Origin of the sequence: Streptomyces sp. NBC_00443, assembly GCF_036014175.1 — a bacterium.
Classification (GTDB): domain Bacteria; phylum Actinomycetota; class Actinomycetes; order Streptomycetales; family Streptomycetaceae; genus Streptomyces.
The window spans coordinates 2124368-2140566 of record NZ_CP107917.1 but is presented as its reverse complement, the minus strand read 5'-3'; the positions used below and the strand labels follow the sequence as shown (position 1 = coordinate 2140566).

Genomic DNA, 16199 nt, shown 5'->3' with positions numbered 1-16199 from the left:
GGATGCGGAAGATGCGCTGCGGGCGGAGGCGGGATGCGGCCGCCCGTTCAGGTGCGACGGGAGCGACGTCCCCGCCTGGCCGAGGGCTTGAGCGGCAGGTGCCGCTGGGATCGGGTGGTGCGTCGCGGCTGTGCCCGCCTGGCGCCCGAGGCGTCATCGTCGGCCGGTGCCTCGGGTTCGGGCTCCGGTGCGGGTCCCGGCACCGCGATGACGACCTGCGCGGGCCGCAGGGCGGCGGAACCCAGGCGGAAGCCGGTGACCTTCTCCCTCAGCACCGTGCCGTCCGGCCAGGCTGGATGGGGTTCCGTACCGACGATGCGCATCTCCGCCGGATCGGGGGCTCGGCCCACCACGTCCATCGGGCTGACGTCGTGCCGGGCGAACTCGCCGCGCAGCATCAGGTGTGCCGCCTTGATCTGCTCGCTCAGTGCGATGGCGGCCGAGGCCGTCTCGCGTGCGGATCGCGCCTCGTGCAGGGCGCCGACCCGGTGAAGGGTGTCGGCGAGCAGGTCGTCCAGCGGCAGCAGGGAACCCAGCAGGTCGCGCAACCGGGCGTCGGCCTCGTCGCGCTTGCGGGACAGCGCCTCGACCCGGCGCCGCATCTTGTCGAGTTCGGACGGCGAGCCGGTGGTGGCGGTCGCTCCGGGGTCGGTCGCTGCGGGGTCGGTCACGGGCGTTCCTCGGTGTCGTGCGGTGGCAGGGGCGGGGTGAGCATTTCCGCGACAAGGGCGGTGACGGGACTGCGGGAGCCCTGGTCGGCACGGTGGATGAGGTCGCGTCTGACCGGATCCGTACGGGCCGCCGCGAGTGCCCGGGCCGCTTGCGTGCGCAGGGACAGGGGGCGGGCGCCCGGCGCGATGCCGGGCACGAGTTCGTGGAGCGTGGGGCCGAACCAGGGGATCGGGGGAAGACCGCTGCCCCCACGGTTCGCGGCGGATGCATCGTCGGTCAAAAGAGGGCTTCCTGTCCGGTGTCGTCAGGGCGGGGCATGTCGGAGCCGGGACCGAAGAGCACCCCCTGGGGCGTCAGGCCGGCACCGATCCGTTCCGCGTACGCGCGGTCGCGCTGCGCCCCGCCGGGGTCGCCTGCTGTCTCGCGTTCCCGGGCACGGTTGAGATAGGCGGTCTCCACGGTCTGGTCGAAGCGTGCACTGACACCGATGCGCATCAAGTCCCGGAGGAACAGCTCGATGACGTCGGACGGGGACGCGGTGGCTTCGAGGTGCTCGGCGAGCAGGAGGACGGCTGTGTCGAGCCGCTCCCTGACGTGGCTGCTCCGGGCGGGGTCCGCGATGGTCGCGGCCACCCCCAGCAGCTCGACGCGGCGCTCCAGGGCGGTGCGGGTGTCCTCGGCGTCCGTGCGCCGGGCCGCACCGACGAGGAGGTCGACGAGTACCGGATCGACGAACACGTCACCCTGCGGCCCCGCTGGACCGTCGTACTGGAGCACCTTGCGTACGGCGGCCCTTGCCGGGGACAGACGTCCGCGGAGGGCGGCGTTCACGGCCTTTTCCGCGTAGTGGTCTCCGAGCCACCGTCGGGCCTGCGCGCACTCCGGGTCGCGTTTGAGCAGGCCCTGCACGTCGCCGACACGGAGCCTGTCACCCCGGTGCGTTCCGGCGAGGGCCCGGCGCAGGTCGGCCCTCAGATGGTCGTCGAGGCCCGACCGGGCTTCTCGGTGCCGGGGCGTCACCTTCAAGGCACGGGCGAAACGCGTCCGGCTCTGCAGCGGGTCGGTCCCGAAGACCTTCCGGCCCCGTTCCACCAGCTCGGCGGTCAACTCGGCGGCCACGGAGGCGTTCTGCGGCAGGAGAGCATGGGCCAGTTCGAGGCCGTGGATCCGCGTCACGGGTGAGTTGCCGAGCCCGGTGCGACTCCGCCCGACACTCCTCGCCGCTCGCAGTACGTCCGCCTGCTCCTCCGCTCCGAGGGCGCGCCCGAGCCGTGCCGCCGTGCTGAAGTCCGCGAGCGCCTCGCTCCAGTCACCGGCCCGCACGCGGTTCCGGCCCCGCTCGGCCAGGGCCTGCGCCAGTGCGTCGGCGCAGGTTCGGTGCTCGGGCGAGTCCGCGCTCCAGGCGCCCGGGTCGGGATGGCGCAAGGTGTAGGCGTTGAGGAGGTCGCCCCCGCGGCCGTGCCCCACGAGGTGCCGCGCGGCACGCCCGAGCGGGACGAGACCGACGGGGCGGGTATCCGAGGGGACGACGGCAGGGGCGGCGCGCTCGGCGTCCCAGGCCGTCTCCCAGGCGGCGAGGGCGTCCCGGCCCGCACGGACATCCAGGGCGTGCAGCAGGTCGGAGACGCGTTTGAGCAGATGGCGGCGGGCATCTTCCCAGGCCGGGTCGGGCACGGGAGTGCCGCGCCGTTCGGTGAGCAGCAGGCGGAAGTCGCCCGGGTCCTCCTCGTCCAAAAGGTGCGCCCACAGCACGACAACGAGCGCCGCGGTACCGGCGTCGGTGTGCTGCCCCTCCTGGCTCAGCCTGCGGAGGGCGCTCACCGCGAGAGCCTGCACGACCCCCGTCTCCGCCATGTCCAGGTCGTCGCTGTGCGGGCACCAGCTGACCGCCTCCGGCCAGTTACCGGCCCGAGCGGCCAGCGCGGCGCGAAGCACGGCATACCGTACGGCGGCGTCGTCGGTGTCAGGTGTGCCGAACTCGTGCTGGAGCCGCTGAAGAAGTGGTCGTACGACGCTGAACTCGGCCTGCAGAAAGGCACGCTCGGCATCGTTCAGCAGGTGGCCCGCCGTGACCGGCCGGCCCGGTGCACCGGTGTCGTCCACCTGCACGATCTGTTGCGCCCCCTGAGTCACGGTACGTATCAACAGCCACCGTAAATAGGCGTGTTGGCGACGTCAACGCGCTTATGAGCAGGGTGGCTGATTTCTGCCCAGCGTGTCCAACAGCGCCCGTCCGGGCTCGTCCGTGCGTCGTGGACCCAGCCGCGGACGGTGGCGGCCTCGACGGGTGCGCCCGGGACCGTGAGGTCCTGGAGGGTGTCGCGCAGGAGTCGGCGCAGCAGGTTGGAGCGCGACCGGGTGGGCGAGGGTGACCTGAGGCCACGGGCTCACCGGTCGGCGCTGCCGGGTGGGACGACCCATTCGGTGGGCTGACCGGTGAGGGAGGCGATCATGTCGAAGTCCCCGTCGTAGTGGAGGACCGTTCGCTGGTTCAGTTCCGCTGTGGCGGCGATCAACAGGTCGGGCAGGGACGGGGCGCGGTGGAAACCCACGTTGAGGGCATGGCGCTGGATCTCAAGAGCGCGGGTGAATGCGTCGTCGTCGGTTCCGAGGTAGTCGAAGGCGTGGAGCCAGGTGCTGATGCGTGTCGCCTCCGAGCTGTCCCGTGCGGAGTGGATCATCTCGAACTCGGTGGGGCGGCATACGGCGAGGAGGTAGCGCTCGTGCGTAGATATCGTTTCGGGCCGAGGGTCGCGTGGTGGATGCGGCTGTGGCGTTCGCGGTGACGTGGCGTACAGGCACTCCCTGTCGCCGTTGGGCAGCCGTCCTCACGGTGTCGAGAGCGCAGCCCGGACGGTCTTGCCGCTGGGCGGGTAGGGGATGGTGTCCCGGTGGTCAGTGAGAGCGGCGACGAGGGACAGGCTGCGTCCGCCGGGGCGGAACGCATCGGTGTCCGTCGGGGAATGGGAGCGGGAGCCTCATCCGTCGGACATCTGCGCACGTATGGGTGACCTTCCGGGTGGGCCAGACCTTCACGGACGCGGTCTACCTTGGCTGTCGACACTGTCAAGTGACTTGGGTTCGAGTCGACGCACGCCCGTGGTCACCAGGAGGACGGAGGTGAGGTGCGGGTGACCACGGCAGGAAGCTGCCCGCTCTCGATCACCTGCCGCGGCAGCGACAACCCGAAATGCTCACCGACGACCTCCAACACTCGGCGCCTTTCTTCGGCAGGCGACAGCTCCTCGTCCTCGCCGAGCAGATCATCGATGCTGTCTTCCGGCGGGATGACTCCGGCCGCTTCCAGCGCCGGGCGCAGCAGGTCGGGCTGGGCTCCGGAGGGGTCATAGCCGAACCCCAACTCGAAGTGCAGCTGTACCTCACCGTCGGCGAGGTACCTGAAGAAGGAAGGCGGATCGTCCGGCCGTGGGTCGAAGATCAGCACCTCGGCGCCGCGGGACACCGCCGGGTCCAGGGACCAGCCTTCACTGCCCCCGCACTCCACGATGAACGACCAGTCGCCGCTTCGGCCGATGCGGCCGACGCAGTAGATCTGCTTGAGGTCGACCATGCGGGACGCTTCCTGGATGGTGCGGGCAGCCCCGATCTCGACAGGCTCATGGTCGGCCATGCGTTCGGCCAGCTGCTGGGGGCTGAGGCCGCGGGCGCAGGTGATGTACAGGTCGGTGGCGTTCAGGTTCGGGCTGCGCCAAGCATCAGCGATCCAGGCAAGGTTGTCGGACATTGCCGTCTTCTCCTCCGTACACGACATGGGGCCGGTGGGGCACAGCGAGAACCAGTGCTGTGCCCCACCAGCGGTCAGCAGCCTGTCACGGCTTGGGTACCGTGCAGGCCACGGTCACCTTGGACGCGTCGCAGTGCGCGAACTGGGGGAAGGCCACCCAGTACGGGTCCTTGTCCAGCATCCGGTACTTGGTCGAGAAGCCGGAGCTGAACGCTCCTCCCATCGAGGTGGAGTTGATCCATCCCGACATGGCCGAGCGGCCGCACTTCTCCGTCCACTTCGGAGCTGCTCCACGGATGTCGTCGTACAGGTGCCATTCGCCCTGCTTGACCCGGGTGGCATAGGTCTGTACGCAGTCGTTGCCGGTGTCGACCTCGTTCATGCCGCCCATGCTCGTGGGCATGCCGCCGGAGTTGTAGGTGGATGCGTAGGCGAACTCGTCGCACGACGCCTTGTCGGTCGAGCTGATCTCGGTGACGGCGGTGGCGTCCGGGTTGCCGTAGGTGGCCGCCCAGCCGTCAGGGCAGATCACCTTACGGTTGTCGTCCGGGTCGCGGCCGGGCGCGTTCTTCGACGCGGCAGGCAGGTAGAACAGCGGCTTGTTGGCCGCCTTGCTGCCGGGGTGGGTGGGCAGCTTGGACTGGATCAGCCACGCGTGCGCGACGGCCGGCGGCGTCTTGGCGAAGTTCATCACCCACGTCGGGATGTATTTGTGGAAGGTGCAGCCCGGCGTGGTGGAGGAGATCTTGTCGCAGCGGATCTGCGCGCCATCGGCCTGCCAGCGCGTCGCGGCCGGGTTCGCCACCGGCGAGTAGGCGGTGATCTTCGTGGACAGGTCGAGTGTGTCGGCGTTGTTCTGCGCGTTCCAGGTGTGGTCGATCTTCCCGACCGCCGAGTGCGAGAGCGGGTCCGCGCCCACCCACTCCAGCGCCCCGTCCCACGACTGCGGACCGTTCGAGCAGCGGTCGGCGAGGAGGCAGTCGAACTCCACGTTCAGTGTCACCGACACGAACTTCGGATCGATCGACACCGGCACGAGGGTGAGTTGCTGGGTGAACGTCGACGAGTTCCCCGCGAGCTTCACCTCTTGGCCGACGGCCCACGAGGCGTCCAGGATCTCACCGGTGGGCTTGCCGTCCTTGACGACGATGCCCTGGTACTCATAGGTGAAGCTCCCGATGCACGCCTCGTACCGCTTGATGTGCGAGTCGAGGAGGTTCGCGCACCAGTCGACCAGGCTCGGTAGCGCCGCCGTCCCCTTCGTGCCGTTGGTGAGGGCGTCGCGGGTGGCCTTGCTGTTGTCCGGCACCAGCCGCGAACACGGCTGAATTCCCGTCCTCTTGTTCAGCGTGCCGCAGTTCCAGCCCTCTTCGGCGCTTCGGGCGACGGGTGGCACGGTCGGGGCGACCACGGCCATGGACGGCTGTGCGATCTTCTGCGGATTCTGGTGGGCGTCCTGATTGACCGCCGCAGCGTCCTTGTTCGGCTCGGGCAGGGTGATGTTCACCGCCCGGCCACGGGTGTGGAACTTCGCCCATGACGACCAATTGGTCTCGTACAGGCCGCCGTCGAAGGCGCTGGTGCGGAAGGCGTAGGTGGTGTTCGCCTTCAGGTCGCCGTACCTGAGGGTGACCGACGCCCTTCCGCCGGACGTCACGAAGTCGGACACCACCACGCCGTACGCGGCGGGTTTGCCGGTGTCCGGGTCGGTGAGCTGGACCTGGTCCTTCGGGGTGCCTTCGGCGTTCGTCGTGTAGACCTGGAAGGTCAGGTTCGACGCGTCGCCATCGGCGTCGGTGACGGTGTTGCGCAGCGTCACGTTGGTGCGATTGGCCTGCCACACGCCGGCCGAGTCCTTGGTGAACGGCGGGCCGGCCTCGAGATTCTTGCCGGAGACGGGCCGGTTGTTGTTGGCCAAGGTGCGGGTCTCCGGGCCCGCCGCGGGCCGGGAGGACGGGGCGTAGTCCCAATCGGGAGTGCCGTCGCCGCTGTCGGCTGCGGTGGCCACCCCGCCGGATCCCAGGAGCAGGAGCGAGCAGGCGCCGACGGCGAGTTTCGACCGAATGCGTCTTCTGGATGTGCGTAACAAGAGAAGTTTCCCCTCTGGCCCCGCCCATGTGTCCCTCTGAGCGAGGCTCGTCGGTTCTGATTCTTCGCACAATAGTTCTACGAACACTCAACCTAGGACGGCAAGGTCATCAACCGGGGCACACGCCCACGAACTGCATGTGGCGGACGTGACGATGGACACGGTTGTGCGCTGCGGGGTCACGATCCTGTGAGGGGGCTGTGAAGGTGTCTGAGTGTCTGAAGGCGCGTTGATGTTCAACATCGAAGTGGCGTCGGCAAGTTCAATGCCTCGCGGAGGAACTGGCGTGACTGGCCCACGGCTTCATCTTCATCGGGGGCCGTCCGGGATGAGCGACCGTCGAGAGCGCCCCACGCTGGAAAGGGACGCTGCACGGCGGAGGGGTGATCACGCGTCGGCTGCCGGAGAGAGGTACGTCCGAACGGTCTTGCCGCTGGGCGGGTAGGGAACGCAGTCCCAGTGGTCTGCGAGGGCGGCGACGAGGGACAGTCCGCGTCCGCCGGGGCGGAGCGCGTCGGGTTCGGTATCCGCCGGAGGGATGTACGGGTGGAGGTCCCCGCGGGGGTCGGTTACTTCGATGCGGACACGGCCGGTCGGCGGGTCGAGGGCGAGCGTGAGCCGGAAGCCGCGGCCGGGCATGCGGCCGTGGAGGACCGCGTTCGCGGCAAGTTCCGCGACGACGATTTCGGCACGCTCCGTGAGGTTCTGCGAGGCGCCCCAGGCCTGGAGTTGGCTCACGGTGAGCAGCCGGGCGAGCCGAGCACCGCGCCGCGTGGAGGAGAGCAGCTGCGTGAAGGTGTGCGGGGAGGTGGTGAGTTGGGGAGCGGGTTGGTTCATGGCGCCAGCGTGGCGTCCGTGGTGGCGCGTTGCGAGCTCCGGACCCCGTACGCGGAGTCAGCGTACGGGCGCAGGGAGTGGACAGTACGCGAGCCCAGCCGTCACGCTGAGTGCTGAACGTGTGCGGGGCCCAAGCGGCTGGAGAGGGGCGGCGGATGGACATCGTCGAAGGGGAGGCGGCCACGAGCGTGGGCGCCCGGACGGCTCCGGCGGGGGAGTGGGAGCGGGAACCCCATCCGTCGGACAGTCTGCGTACGTTCGGTGCGGTCGTCCAGGCCTTACGGGAGCATGCGGGGCTCAGTCGTAGTGAGTTCGCCGACATCGTCCGGTACTCCAAGCACACCGTGGAGTCGGTGGAGTTGGGCCGTCGGATGCCGGATGAGGCCTTCGTGGAGCGCGGGGAGCAGGCAACCGGAAACACCGGAGCGCTGCGGAAGGGCGCTCGCCATCTCACCCGGGGCGAGGCGGGACTCGCGGCATGGTTCCGGCGGTGGGCGCGGCTGGAGCGGGAGGCGGTGAGTCTGTGCACGTATGAGTGCAGGCTGGTGCCGGGGTTGTTGCAGTCGGAGGCGTATGCGCGGGCTGTGTTCGAGGGCACGATCCCGCTGCGGACCGACGAGGAGCTGGAGGCGCAGCTCGCCGCGCGGATGGACCGTCAGCGGATGATGCGGGAGCGGCCGACGGTGCCGTTCAGCTTCATTGTCGAGGAGCATGTGTTCCGGCGGCGGTTCGGGGATGCGGAGGCGATGCGTGAGCTGTTCGACCATGTTCTGGAGCGGAGCGCTCCGCGCAATGTGACGCTTCAAGTGGTGCCGTTGGAGGCGGGGTTGCATGCATGCCTGGATGGGCCGGTGCAGGTTCTGGAGACCCCGGAGGGGCGGCGACTCGCTTACTCCGAGGGCCAGAAGAACGGGCGACTGATCTCCGACCCGAAAGAGGTGAGTGTGCTCTGCCATCGCTATGAAACACTGCGCTCGCAGGCCCTGAGCCCGAAGGATTCCCGGGACCTGCTGGAGCGACTGCGAGGAGAGCTATGAGTAGCGGTACGACGGAACTCGCCTGGTTCAAGTCCAGCTACAGCGGTAGTGAGGGCGACAGCTGCGTGGAGATCGCAATCGCCGAACAGGCTGTTCATGTACGGGACTCCAAGGACGTGTCCCGCCCGCCCTTCGCTGTGGACCGCGAGGGCTGGGCGCCCTTCGTGAGGTTCGTGTCGGCTGTCTCGGAGGTGTAGCCGAGCGCGGCACGGCTGATGTGGCGGTCGCCGAGGTCGGGAGTCGGCTTCGGTGTGGCCTTCGGTGGCGTGGGTTTCGCGGCCGACTTCTTGCCGCTTGCCCGCGCCCCGTTAGTTGCCTTCCCTTTCGCGGCCTTCTTGGCTGCCGGTGTGCCGCGTGCCTCGAACTTCTTCCGCAGCAGGGAGAGTTGCTCGCATTCCTTGACGGTCTGGTCGGAGGGCAGCGCGTTGACCAGGGCGCGGGCCCGGCTGAGCATGTAGCGAGCCTGGGCCCAGCGTTTGGCGTTGATCGCCGTGCGTATCAGGCTGAGCGATTGCTGCAATGCCTTGAGCTTCGCCGCCTGTCGCCGGGGCATCGGGAACTCGGCTCCGCTGCCCCGGCGTTGCCCGGCGGCACGTGTGCCCCAGTCCGCGCCCGACGTCAGGACGACGGTTGAGCGCGGGTTGCTGGTCTGGCTTCGACGTACCACGGGGTGTTGCTTCCTTGGGTGAGGGCGGGTCAGCTGTGGCGGGGGCCCTGGCCGGGGGGCGGGGTGAGGGTGGAGCGGTAGGTGCCGGACTCGCCCTCGGTGAGCGGGGTCTCCAGGGTGAGGCCGGCGGTGGTCATGCGGTCGTATTCGGCGAGGATCAGGTTCTTGGTGCGGTACTCGCCGTGCGCCTTGGTGTCGTTGTCGCGGGTGACGTTGAAGGTGTCCAGGATGTATGCGGTGTCGTCGCGGGTGATGCCGTAGAGGTGGAAGAAGAGGGCGTCTAGCTCGGCGCGGATGATGGCGCGGCGGTCGGGGTCCCAGCGGAATGGGGTGCCGGTGTCGCCGAGGTCGCGGGCGAACGGGCTCATGTCGTATGCGGTGTAAGTGAGTTCGAGAATCCGAGGAGTCAAGGAGTCCGCGTGCAGAGCCATGGTCTCCGGGGAGATAAAGGGGAGTTGCTCGAACTGGAAGAAGTTCAGGTTGGTGCCACCGAGCTTCTGTCGCAGCACGTAGTCGAGCGCCATCGAGATGCTGTTGCTGTAGAGCAGAGGCGAATGCTCGAAGGCCCGAGGAAGCATGATGTTCCCAGAGTCACCGAGGCCTGCACGCGGGAAGGCATAGGTGATCACGGTGCGCTCGTCTGATGCGCGGCAGATCTTTCGAAAGCCCATAACCCAGTCCCGGTTCCACCCCCTGGCTGCTAGACGGCTACGGACGCCTGGCTCCATGATGGGTTTACCGTTCCTGTCGACTTCGCCAGTCGGAACATCCTGCTCCGGCACCCAGTAGCGCGGCAGCGGTACGGCGGAGGCGTCCTGATGCTGTTCCACGGTGAAGCGCGGAAGAGTGCTCACAGCGAGCTGCTTCTCCGTGGCGTTCTCGTACGTGGAGAAACGGTGGTCGTAGTGGTGCAGCATTTTCGCCTCGTACAGTGGGAGCAGGCGTTCCTTGCCGCGGACGAGCACGTTGCCGTCGAGGGTCCAGCCGCTCTTGAGGAGATCGTCGAAGGTCTCGTCGTTCTGGGCAGCGGGACGGAACAAGTGAGAGTCGCTTGCCATGTTGAACAGGCCTTGCATGAAGGAGATGTCCCAGGGATTTCCGCCTGCCCCCTTCGTCTCATCGATCAGGACCGGTACGCGGCGGTAGATTCCCAGCGTGATTTCGGCATCTCTATGGTTGCGGAAAACGGCGCAGGTTCCGGTGTTCGGGTTGAGGAGCTGGATGTCCCGTCCTGTCAGGAGATACGAGCGCTCCGGGATCTGCTCGGTCTGACGGACCCGGAAGGCGATGGAGATCGGCTCGTCGGGAGAGCCCGACCCTGTCATGCAGAACAGGGCGAAGTTCACGCTGTGATGGACACCAGGGAAGACCTTCTCCTCGTTCTCGAAGCCGTACAACGCGACTAGGTGCCCCTTGGTGATCAAGTCCTTGAAGAAGAACTGGGTCGTCGCATCCGTTGCAATCCCCGTCGGCACGATCACGCCCGTCCGCCCGTGCGGGCCAGTCAGCGCGCGGTCCGTCTCAGTAAAGACGGCATACGTGTTGATACGACCTCGTCCGGTCAGCGGATAGCGGTCGCTGCTACGGAGGAAGTGGCTCTCCCCCTCCGCACGGCGCTTGGCGGCCTCGAACTCGGAGTACAGGCGCTTACCGTTGGGATCGGCACGCAATATGGCGATGAGGCGCTTACGAGCAGCGGAGTTCTTGGCTTCGGCGATGCGCATGTCGCGCTGGGCGAAGAACTCATGCTCCACCAGCTCGACGCGCTCCCACGGCGGATTCCCCACCACTGCATCGAACCCCCCAGCCCAGCCCGTACCCCGCTGAACCCCCGCCCCCGACTCCGGAACAGAGAAAACCTCCGGAAACTCCAAGTGCCAGTGGAAGAAGCTGTACTGATCCCGAAGCCGCAGAATCTCCTCATGCGTGCCGTCCGGCACTACAGCCTGGTCACGACCACGCAGCGCGCGAAAAACCTGGTCTGTCGGTGCCTCCGGCGCACCCTCATACTTCGGCCACACAAACGCAGCGCACCACGCGTCGGCGGCATGCAGGTCGTGCACATACGCGGTCGACTCCACGTAGGCGCGGTAGGCAGACTCCTGCGCCCGAACCTGCTTCAGGGAGTTGGCAGGGGCAGCAGTGATCCGGGCCAGCTCGGCGGCGTAACGCTCATTGCCGGGCAGCGCATCCGCGTCGAACAGAAGCTCGTCCTGGCCACCCCGCTGGGCCTTGTTCCGCTTGACGAGCCCGGCCGCGTACTTCCGATCGTCACCCTCGATCGGCTTGAAGGCGTCGTCCGGAACACCGTCCGCCAGCAGCTTCGGCGTCGCCCCGATCAAGCCGTTCCCATGCTTGACATGGGCGTCCAGGAACCCGAGCGGTTTCCCCGGCTCCATGGCCTCGATCCACAGCGAGACCCTGGCCAGCTCCACGGCCATCGGGTTGAGGTCGACGCCGTAGATGCACCGCGCGACAACCTCGTGCAACGCATGCCGCATCGCATCAACCGTCGGCTCCGGATTGCGCTCCCGCACCGATGCCACCCGCTTGGCGATGCGGCGGGCCGAAGCAACCAGGAAATGCCCGGACCCACAAGCCGGGTCGCAGACCGTCAGTGACAGCAGCTCATCGACGATGTCGTCGGCCGGGTCGGGACGACCGGCCTCGGTGGCCCGCTGCTCGCCACGCTTCACAGCGTCGTCTATGACCGGGTCGAGCGTCGTGTCCAGCAGGCACTCGATGAGCGAGGACGGGGTGTAGTAACTCCCCGTCGTCTTACGGCTGTTGCCCGCCACCTCGATCAACTCGAACGAGCGGTCCGTCGCGGAGTGCTTCGGCTCCAGCTCCAGCAGAGACTCGTACACCGAGCCCAGCTCCTCGGCGTCCAGATGCCGGTAGTCGACCGCCCGCCAACGCCGCGCGCCCGGGTCGCGGACCTGCGCGAGGTGTCGTACGGCCGCGAGCAGCGACTCGTTGGACAGCTTCAGGCCGTCCAGAGGCGCGTCGGCCTCCTTGTGGGAGAACAGTCCACCGAGGCCCGGCAGGCCCAGCTCCGGACGGCCACCCTCCGTACCCAGGGCGTCGAGGACGATCCGCAGAGCCTCGTACTGATCACCATGCGCCGTGCCCTGACGCCGCCGGGCCCGCTCACGCAACCGCGCCGAGGAGAAGTACCGCTCGTACGCTTCCCGTTGCCGTTCGCCGGCCTCCGGGTCGAGCAGCGCCCCGCGGTCCTCGGCGACGAAGACGAACAGCAGACGGTAGACGAGCCGCAGCAGAGCATCCCGAAGTGCTTTCGGATCGACGTCCTCCCGCAACCGGACATTCTCCGGATGCCGAAGGAACCCGGTACCAAGCACCGTCAGCGCGTTCTGCACCCCCAACCGCAGCTGATCCAACGCCCGCGCCCCCGAAGTGACCGCCTCCGCACGCCACTTCTCCAGCCAGCACCCCGCAGGCGCCGTCCCCTCAGCCACCGTGAACCGGGACGCGTGCAGCAGGCTGTACAGCAGCACGAACTCGCTGAACAGCTCACCGTCGAACAGGGCCTCCAGGTCGAACTCGACGTAGGCGGCCGTGGAGAAGGACGACGAGTCGCGCAGCAGACGCAGGCGGCGGCCGTTGGTGAGGACCGCCCACAGGTGGGCCTCGGTGCGGTTGAGGCAGTCCTGGAGCATCGACTGCGCAGGGACTTGCCCAGCCGCCGGTCGTTTGTCCAACTCCTGGTTCCACGGCACCAGATGAACCAGCGCCGGGCCATGGCGGTGGGAGACCGAGAACCGCTTCTCCGGGTCTGAATCGGCCGGGATGCCCCCCGCCCCGACCTCCGTCAACGCACCGAAGTCCAACTTGCGGAAGAGCTGGGCGAGCCAGTCGGTTCCCGCCCGGCCGGTCGGGTCGGCGGCGGGCGCCCCCGTCTTCGGGTCCGAGGGCAGGGCGGTACGCAGCTCGCGCCAGAGCGGCTTGAGGTACTCCCAGGCGCGCTCGGCCTCGTCACGCACCGGAACCGAGGCGGGCAGGCCGTAGTCGGCGGACTTGGTGCCCGGCAGGTTCCGGGCCTCGGCGATGCGCAGGAGCATGTCGCCGGGGAGCAGTCCGCCGACCGTGGTGACGGAGGTGAAGGCCAGGGCGGTACGGGTGGCGGCGGACATCAGGCTTCGGCTCCGGTCATGGTGGAAACGGGCTGCTGCGGCAGGTAGACGTACACGCCGAGGACGTCGGCCGGCTCCTGCGGGACGACCTTCAGGCCGCGGACGATCTCCTCGTTGGCCTTGCGCACGCGGCGGTGCGAGGCGTCGAGTTCGGCGGCCAGGCGCGTGCCGTACTCGGTGAGGTGCGCGGACAGGTCCGGCAGGCCGTCGAGGGCACGGGTGATCTGGTTGCGGGCGAGTTGCTCGTGGGTGTTGGCGGCGGCACGGGCAGCCAGGAGAGCGGTGGCCGCGTCGTCGTCCAGCCAGCGGGCGCGCGACGGCATCCCCTCGTAGGCGAGGAGTCGGGCGTCCTCCGCGACCAGCTGCCGCTCACCGGTACGGGACGGCAGCGTGAGGTGGAAGCGGTAGCGGACCAGGAGGAGCGTGGTGCGGATCGTCACCGCGTCCGTGGTGACCACACCGCAGCGGCGGGCCGGGCGGGGGCCCGGGGTGTGCGCGTCGAGCGCCGAGTCCAGGACGTACGAGGCGATGGCACCGATCGCCGGATCGGTGCGGACCAGCGCCGCCTCGCCGCGGGCGATCGCCGGCGTCGTACGGAACGGGATCTCCCGGTTCTCCTCGATCAGCCGTCCGCCGAGGGTGGCGGCGAGCGCGTCACGCAGGCCGGCCGGGGCGCCGCCGGCCTGAGCGGTGAAGTCGCCGGTGCCGTCGCGCGGTTCGCGGACCAGCGCGTCCAGGTCGCGCAGGGCCTCCAGGGCGAAACCGCGCACCTCGTCGGCGCCGCCGAGCGCGGCCCGTACGGCGGTGACCTCGCGGGCCACCTCCTCCGGGTGGATGGCGCGCTGGGCGTACTTGGAGCGGGAGGTCTTCTCCCGCTCGGCGGCCGAGTTCCACTCGCGCTCGATACGGTCGAACGACTCCTGGTGACCGTCCACGTCGAACAGACTCTCCTGGCTGCCCTGCCGTCCGTGCAGCAGGAGCCACTCCACGACGGCGTCGGTGACGCCGGAGGCGGTCTCGTCGGGGACGGAGACGGAGATGCCGAGGTCCTTCTTGATCTGCCGGTGCTTCTTGAACAGCACCTCTAGGACCTTGCCGTCGATGCCGTTGTCCTCGCCGTACATGGTGATGACACGGACCTGGTCGCGCTTCTGGCCGTAGCGGTCGACGCGGCCTTCGCGCTGGTCGTGGCGGGTCGGGTTCCAGGCCAGGTCGTAGTGGACGACGGCGTCGAAGTAGTGCTGGAGGTTGACGCCCTCGGAGAGGCAGTCCGTGGCGATCAGCACGCGGCGGACGGCCGGGTCGCCGGTCTCCGCGCCCGATGCGGCGGACTCGGCGGCGAGCTGCTCGATGCGTTCCAGACGCTGCTGCGGGGAGAGGGTGCCGGTCACCGCGGCGATCTTCGTCTTCTTACCGAGCTTGCCCTCCAGCTGCGTGGCCAGGTACTCGGCGGTGGGGATGTAACGGCAGAAGACGATCGGGTGGTACCCGTCGGCGATCAGGCCCTTCAGATGCCGGGTGAGCGCCTTCAGCTTCGCGTCCTCGGCCGGTCCCATCAACTGCGCCGCCCGCTGGGAGAGTTCGAGCAGCCTGGCACCCGCCTCCTCCGACTCGGCGGCGCCCGGCGCGACGTCCATGCCTTCCAGCCGGTCGTTCTCGGCGGAGTCGGCAGCCACCGGGGCGCCCAGCGCGTCCGCCTCCTGCGCCGTGCGGGCGGTGGCGGACTCGGAACGCGTCTTCAGGGTCTGTGCGGCCGCCGCGGGGGAGGACACCATGGAGCGCAGCAGCGCGATCACCGACCACCAGGCGATACGGGCCTCCCGCTTGCCCTGCTCCCCGGCCGCCGTCACGCGGTCCCGCGCATAGGCGATGGCGTCGTCGAGCAGCGCTCGGTAGGCGGGCGTCAGCTTGTACGGCTCGTCCTTGGTCCAGCGGTCGGACGGGAAGGCGGTCCGCTCGGCCAGGGAGTCGTCGGTGAGACCGTCCTCCTTGGTGAGGTAGGTGCGGACGTCGGCGCGCTTGCGGGCCACGAAATGCTCGGCGAGCTTCGCGCGCCCCGCGGGGGAGTCCAGGTCCAGCGTGGCGAGTTCGGGACGCACCAGGCCGAGCAGATTGCGGAACGCCGACTCCTTGCCGGAGTGCGGGGTCGCGGTCAGCAGGAGCAGGTGCCGGTCGGCCTTGGCGGAGATCCTGCGCAGCAGCTCGTACCGGAGCTGGTTGGCGGCGGACGACGGGCCGCCCTGCGTGGTGTCGTCGGCCGCCACGCAGGCGTGGGCCTCGTCGACAATCACCAGGTCAGGGCAGTTGCGTACGAAGTCCTCGCGATGGCGGGTCGACTTGATGAAGTCCGTCGAGATGATCGTGCAGGGGTGCTTGTCGAACAGGGACTGGCCCAGCTCCAGGCCGCGTTCGAGGCGTGTCACCGTGGAGGCCAGGACCAGTTCGGCGTCGATGGAGAACTTCTCCCGCAGCTCGCCCTGCCACTGCTCGGCCAGGGCGGGGGAGCAGAGCACCGCCAGCCGCGTCGCCTCGCCCTGGGCGAGGAGTTCCTTGGCGATCAGGCCCGCCTCGACCGTCTTGCCGATGCCCACGTCGTCCGAGATCAGCAGCCGTACCGTGCGCTGCCGCAGCGCCATCAGCAGCGGGACCAGCTGGTACGCCCTGGGCTCCACCGCGATCGACGCCAGCGAGCGGAACGGGCCCGCACCCGAGCGGAACCCGATGCGCAGCGCGGTACGCAGCAGACCGGCGGCCCGCTGATCGCCCAGGTCAGCAGGGCTCGGCGCCGCGAACTCGGCCGGCCGCACCTCCTCGAAGGTGGGGAACACGGCCGCGATGTCGTCCTCGCTCCCGCCCAGGGGGCGCAGCACCAGCATGTCGGGGGCGCTCTCGGGCAGCACCACCCATTCCCGGCCACGGGCGGCGACCAGGGAGCCGGCTGTGTACGTGAGGCTCATGAGATGTCTCAGTTCCTAGAGATCGAGAGAGGGCGAGGCGA

11 protein-coding genes are annotated in these 16199 nt (G+C 68.9%); 2 read left to right on the top strand and 9 right to left on the bottom strand.

Annotated features, from left to right (window positions below):
* Positions 1-47 precede the first annotated feature (47 nt).
* From OHO27_RS09585 to OHO27_RS09555, 7 genes are all read right to left on the bottom strand, one after another.
* Entirely contained in the window at positions 48-671 is a 624-nt protein-coding gene (locus tag OHO27_RS09585; RefSeq protein ID WP_328422225.1) for a nucleotide exchange factor GrpE, read from the bottom strand.
* Entirely contained in the window at positions 668-952 is a 285-nt protein-coding gene (locus OHO27_RS09580) for a hypothetical protein (RefSeq protein ID WP_328422223.1), read from the bottom strand. Before OHO27_RS09580 ends, OHO27_RS09585 begins: the two co-directional genes overlap by 4 nt.
* Positions 949-2805 carry a hypothetical protein gene (locus tag OHO27_RS09575; protein WP_328422221.1) on the bottom strand — a complete coding sequence of 619 codons (1857 nt, stop codon included), beginning with the start codon at positions 2803-2805 and terminating at the stop codon, positions 949-951. The genes OHO27_RS09580 and OHO27_RS09575 overlap by 4 nt, the downstream gene beginning before the upstream one ends.
* Positions 2806-3059: 254 nt before the next feature.
* Positions 3060-3407 (bottom strand): PIN domain nuclease, encoded by a 348-nt coding sequence (locus OHO27_RS09570; protein ID WP_443059697.1) that lies wholly within the window; start codon positions 3405-3407, stop codon positions 3060-3062.
* A 368-nt stretch (positions 3408-3775) separates the two neighbouring features.
* A complete protein-coding gene (locus OHO27_RS09565; protein ID WP_328422217.1) occupies positions 3776-4417 on the bottom strand; it encodes a DUF6461 domain-containing protein in 642 nt (213 codons plus the stop codon).
* A gap of 85 nt (positions 4418-4502) precedes the next feature.
* On the bottom strand, positions 4503-6425 hold the full coding sequence (locus tag OHO27_RS09560) for a hypothetical protein (protein ID WP_328422215.1): 1923 nt from the start codon (positions 6423-6425) through the stop codon (positions 4503-4505).
* Positions 6426-6893: 468 nt separating this feature from the next.
* Complete coding sequence (locus OHO27_RS09555) at positions 6894-7343, bottom strand: ATP-binding protein (protein ID WP_328422212.1); 450 nt, start codon at positions 7341-7343, stop codon at positions 6894-6896.
* A gap of 155 nt (positions 7344-7498) precedes the next feature.
* Here OHO27_RS09555 and OHO27_RS09550 point away from each other — a divergent pair, with 155 nt between their 5' ends.
* Entirely contained in the window at positions 7499-8380 is an 882-nt protein-coding gene (locus OHO27_RS09550; protein ID WP_328422210.1) for a helix-turn-helix domain-containing protein, read from the top strand.
* The gene (locus tag OHO27_RS09545) at positions 8377-8577 is read left to right on the top strand and encodes a DUF397 domain-containing protein (protein ID WP_328422208.1); all 201 of its coding nucleotides are present in this window, start codon (positions 8377-8379) and stop codon (positions 8575-8577) included. The genes OHO27_RS09550 and OHO27_RS09545 overlap by 4 nt, the downstream gene beginning before the upstream one ends.
* 499 nt (positions 8578-9076) lie before the next feature.
* Here OHO27_RS09545 and OHO27_RS09540 read toward each other — a convergent pair whose 3' ends face one another.
* Positions 9077-13201: an Eco57I restriction-modification methylase domain-containing protein gene (locus OHO27_RS09540; RefSeq protein WP_328422206.1), complete on the bottom strand. Its 4125-nt coding sequence runs from the start codon at positions 13199-13201 to the stop codon at positions 9077-9079.
* The gene (locus OHO27_RS09535; RefSeq protein ID WP_328422204.1) at positions 13201-16158 is read right to left on the bottom strand and encodes a DEAD/DEAH box helicase; all 2958 of its coding nucleotides are present in this window, start codon (positions 16156-16158) and stop codon (positions 13201-13203) included. The genes OHO27_RS09540 and OHO27_RS09535 overlap by 1 nt, the downstream gene beginning before the upstream one ends.
* Positions 16159-16199 lie beyond the last annotated feature (41 nt).

Bases quoted from the DNA above. Each gene is read 5' to 3' on its own strand.
- OHO27_RS09565 (WP_328422217.1), bottom strand. From the start codon at position 4,417: ATGTCCGACAACCTTGCCTGGATCGCTGATGCTTGGCGCAGCCCGAAC.
- OHO27_RS09555 (WP_328422212.1), bottom strand. From the start codon at position 7,343: ATGAACCAACCCGCTCCCCAACTCACCACCTCCCCGCACACCTTCACG.
- OHO27_RS09550 (WP_328422210.1), top strand. From the start codon at position 7,499: ATGGACATCGTCGAAGGGGAGGCGGCCACGAGCGTGGGCGCCCGGACG.
- OHO27_RS09545 (WP_328422208.1), top strand. From the start codon at position 8,377: ATGAGTAGCGGTACGACGGAACTCGCCTGGTTCAAGTCCAGCTACAGC.
- OHO27_RS09540 (WP_328422206.1), bottom strand. From the start codon at position 13,201: ATGTCCGCCGCCACCCGTACCGCCCTGGCCTTCACCTCCGTCACCACG.
- OHO27_RS09535 (WP_328422204.1), bottom strand. From the start codon at position 16,158: ATGAGCCTCACGTACACAGCCGGCTCCCTGGTCGCCGCCCGTGGCCGG.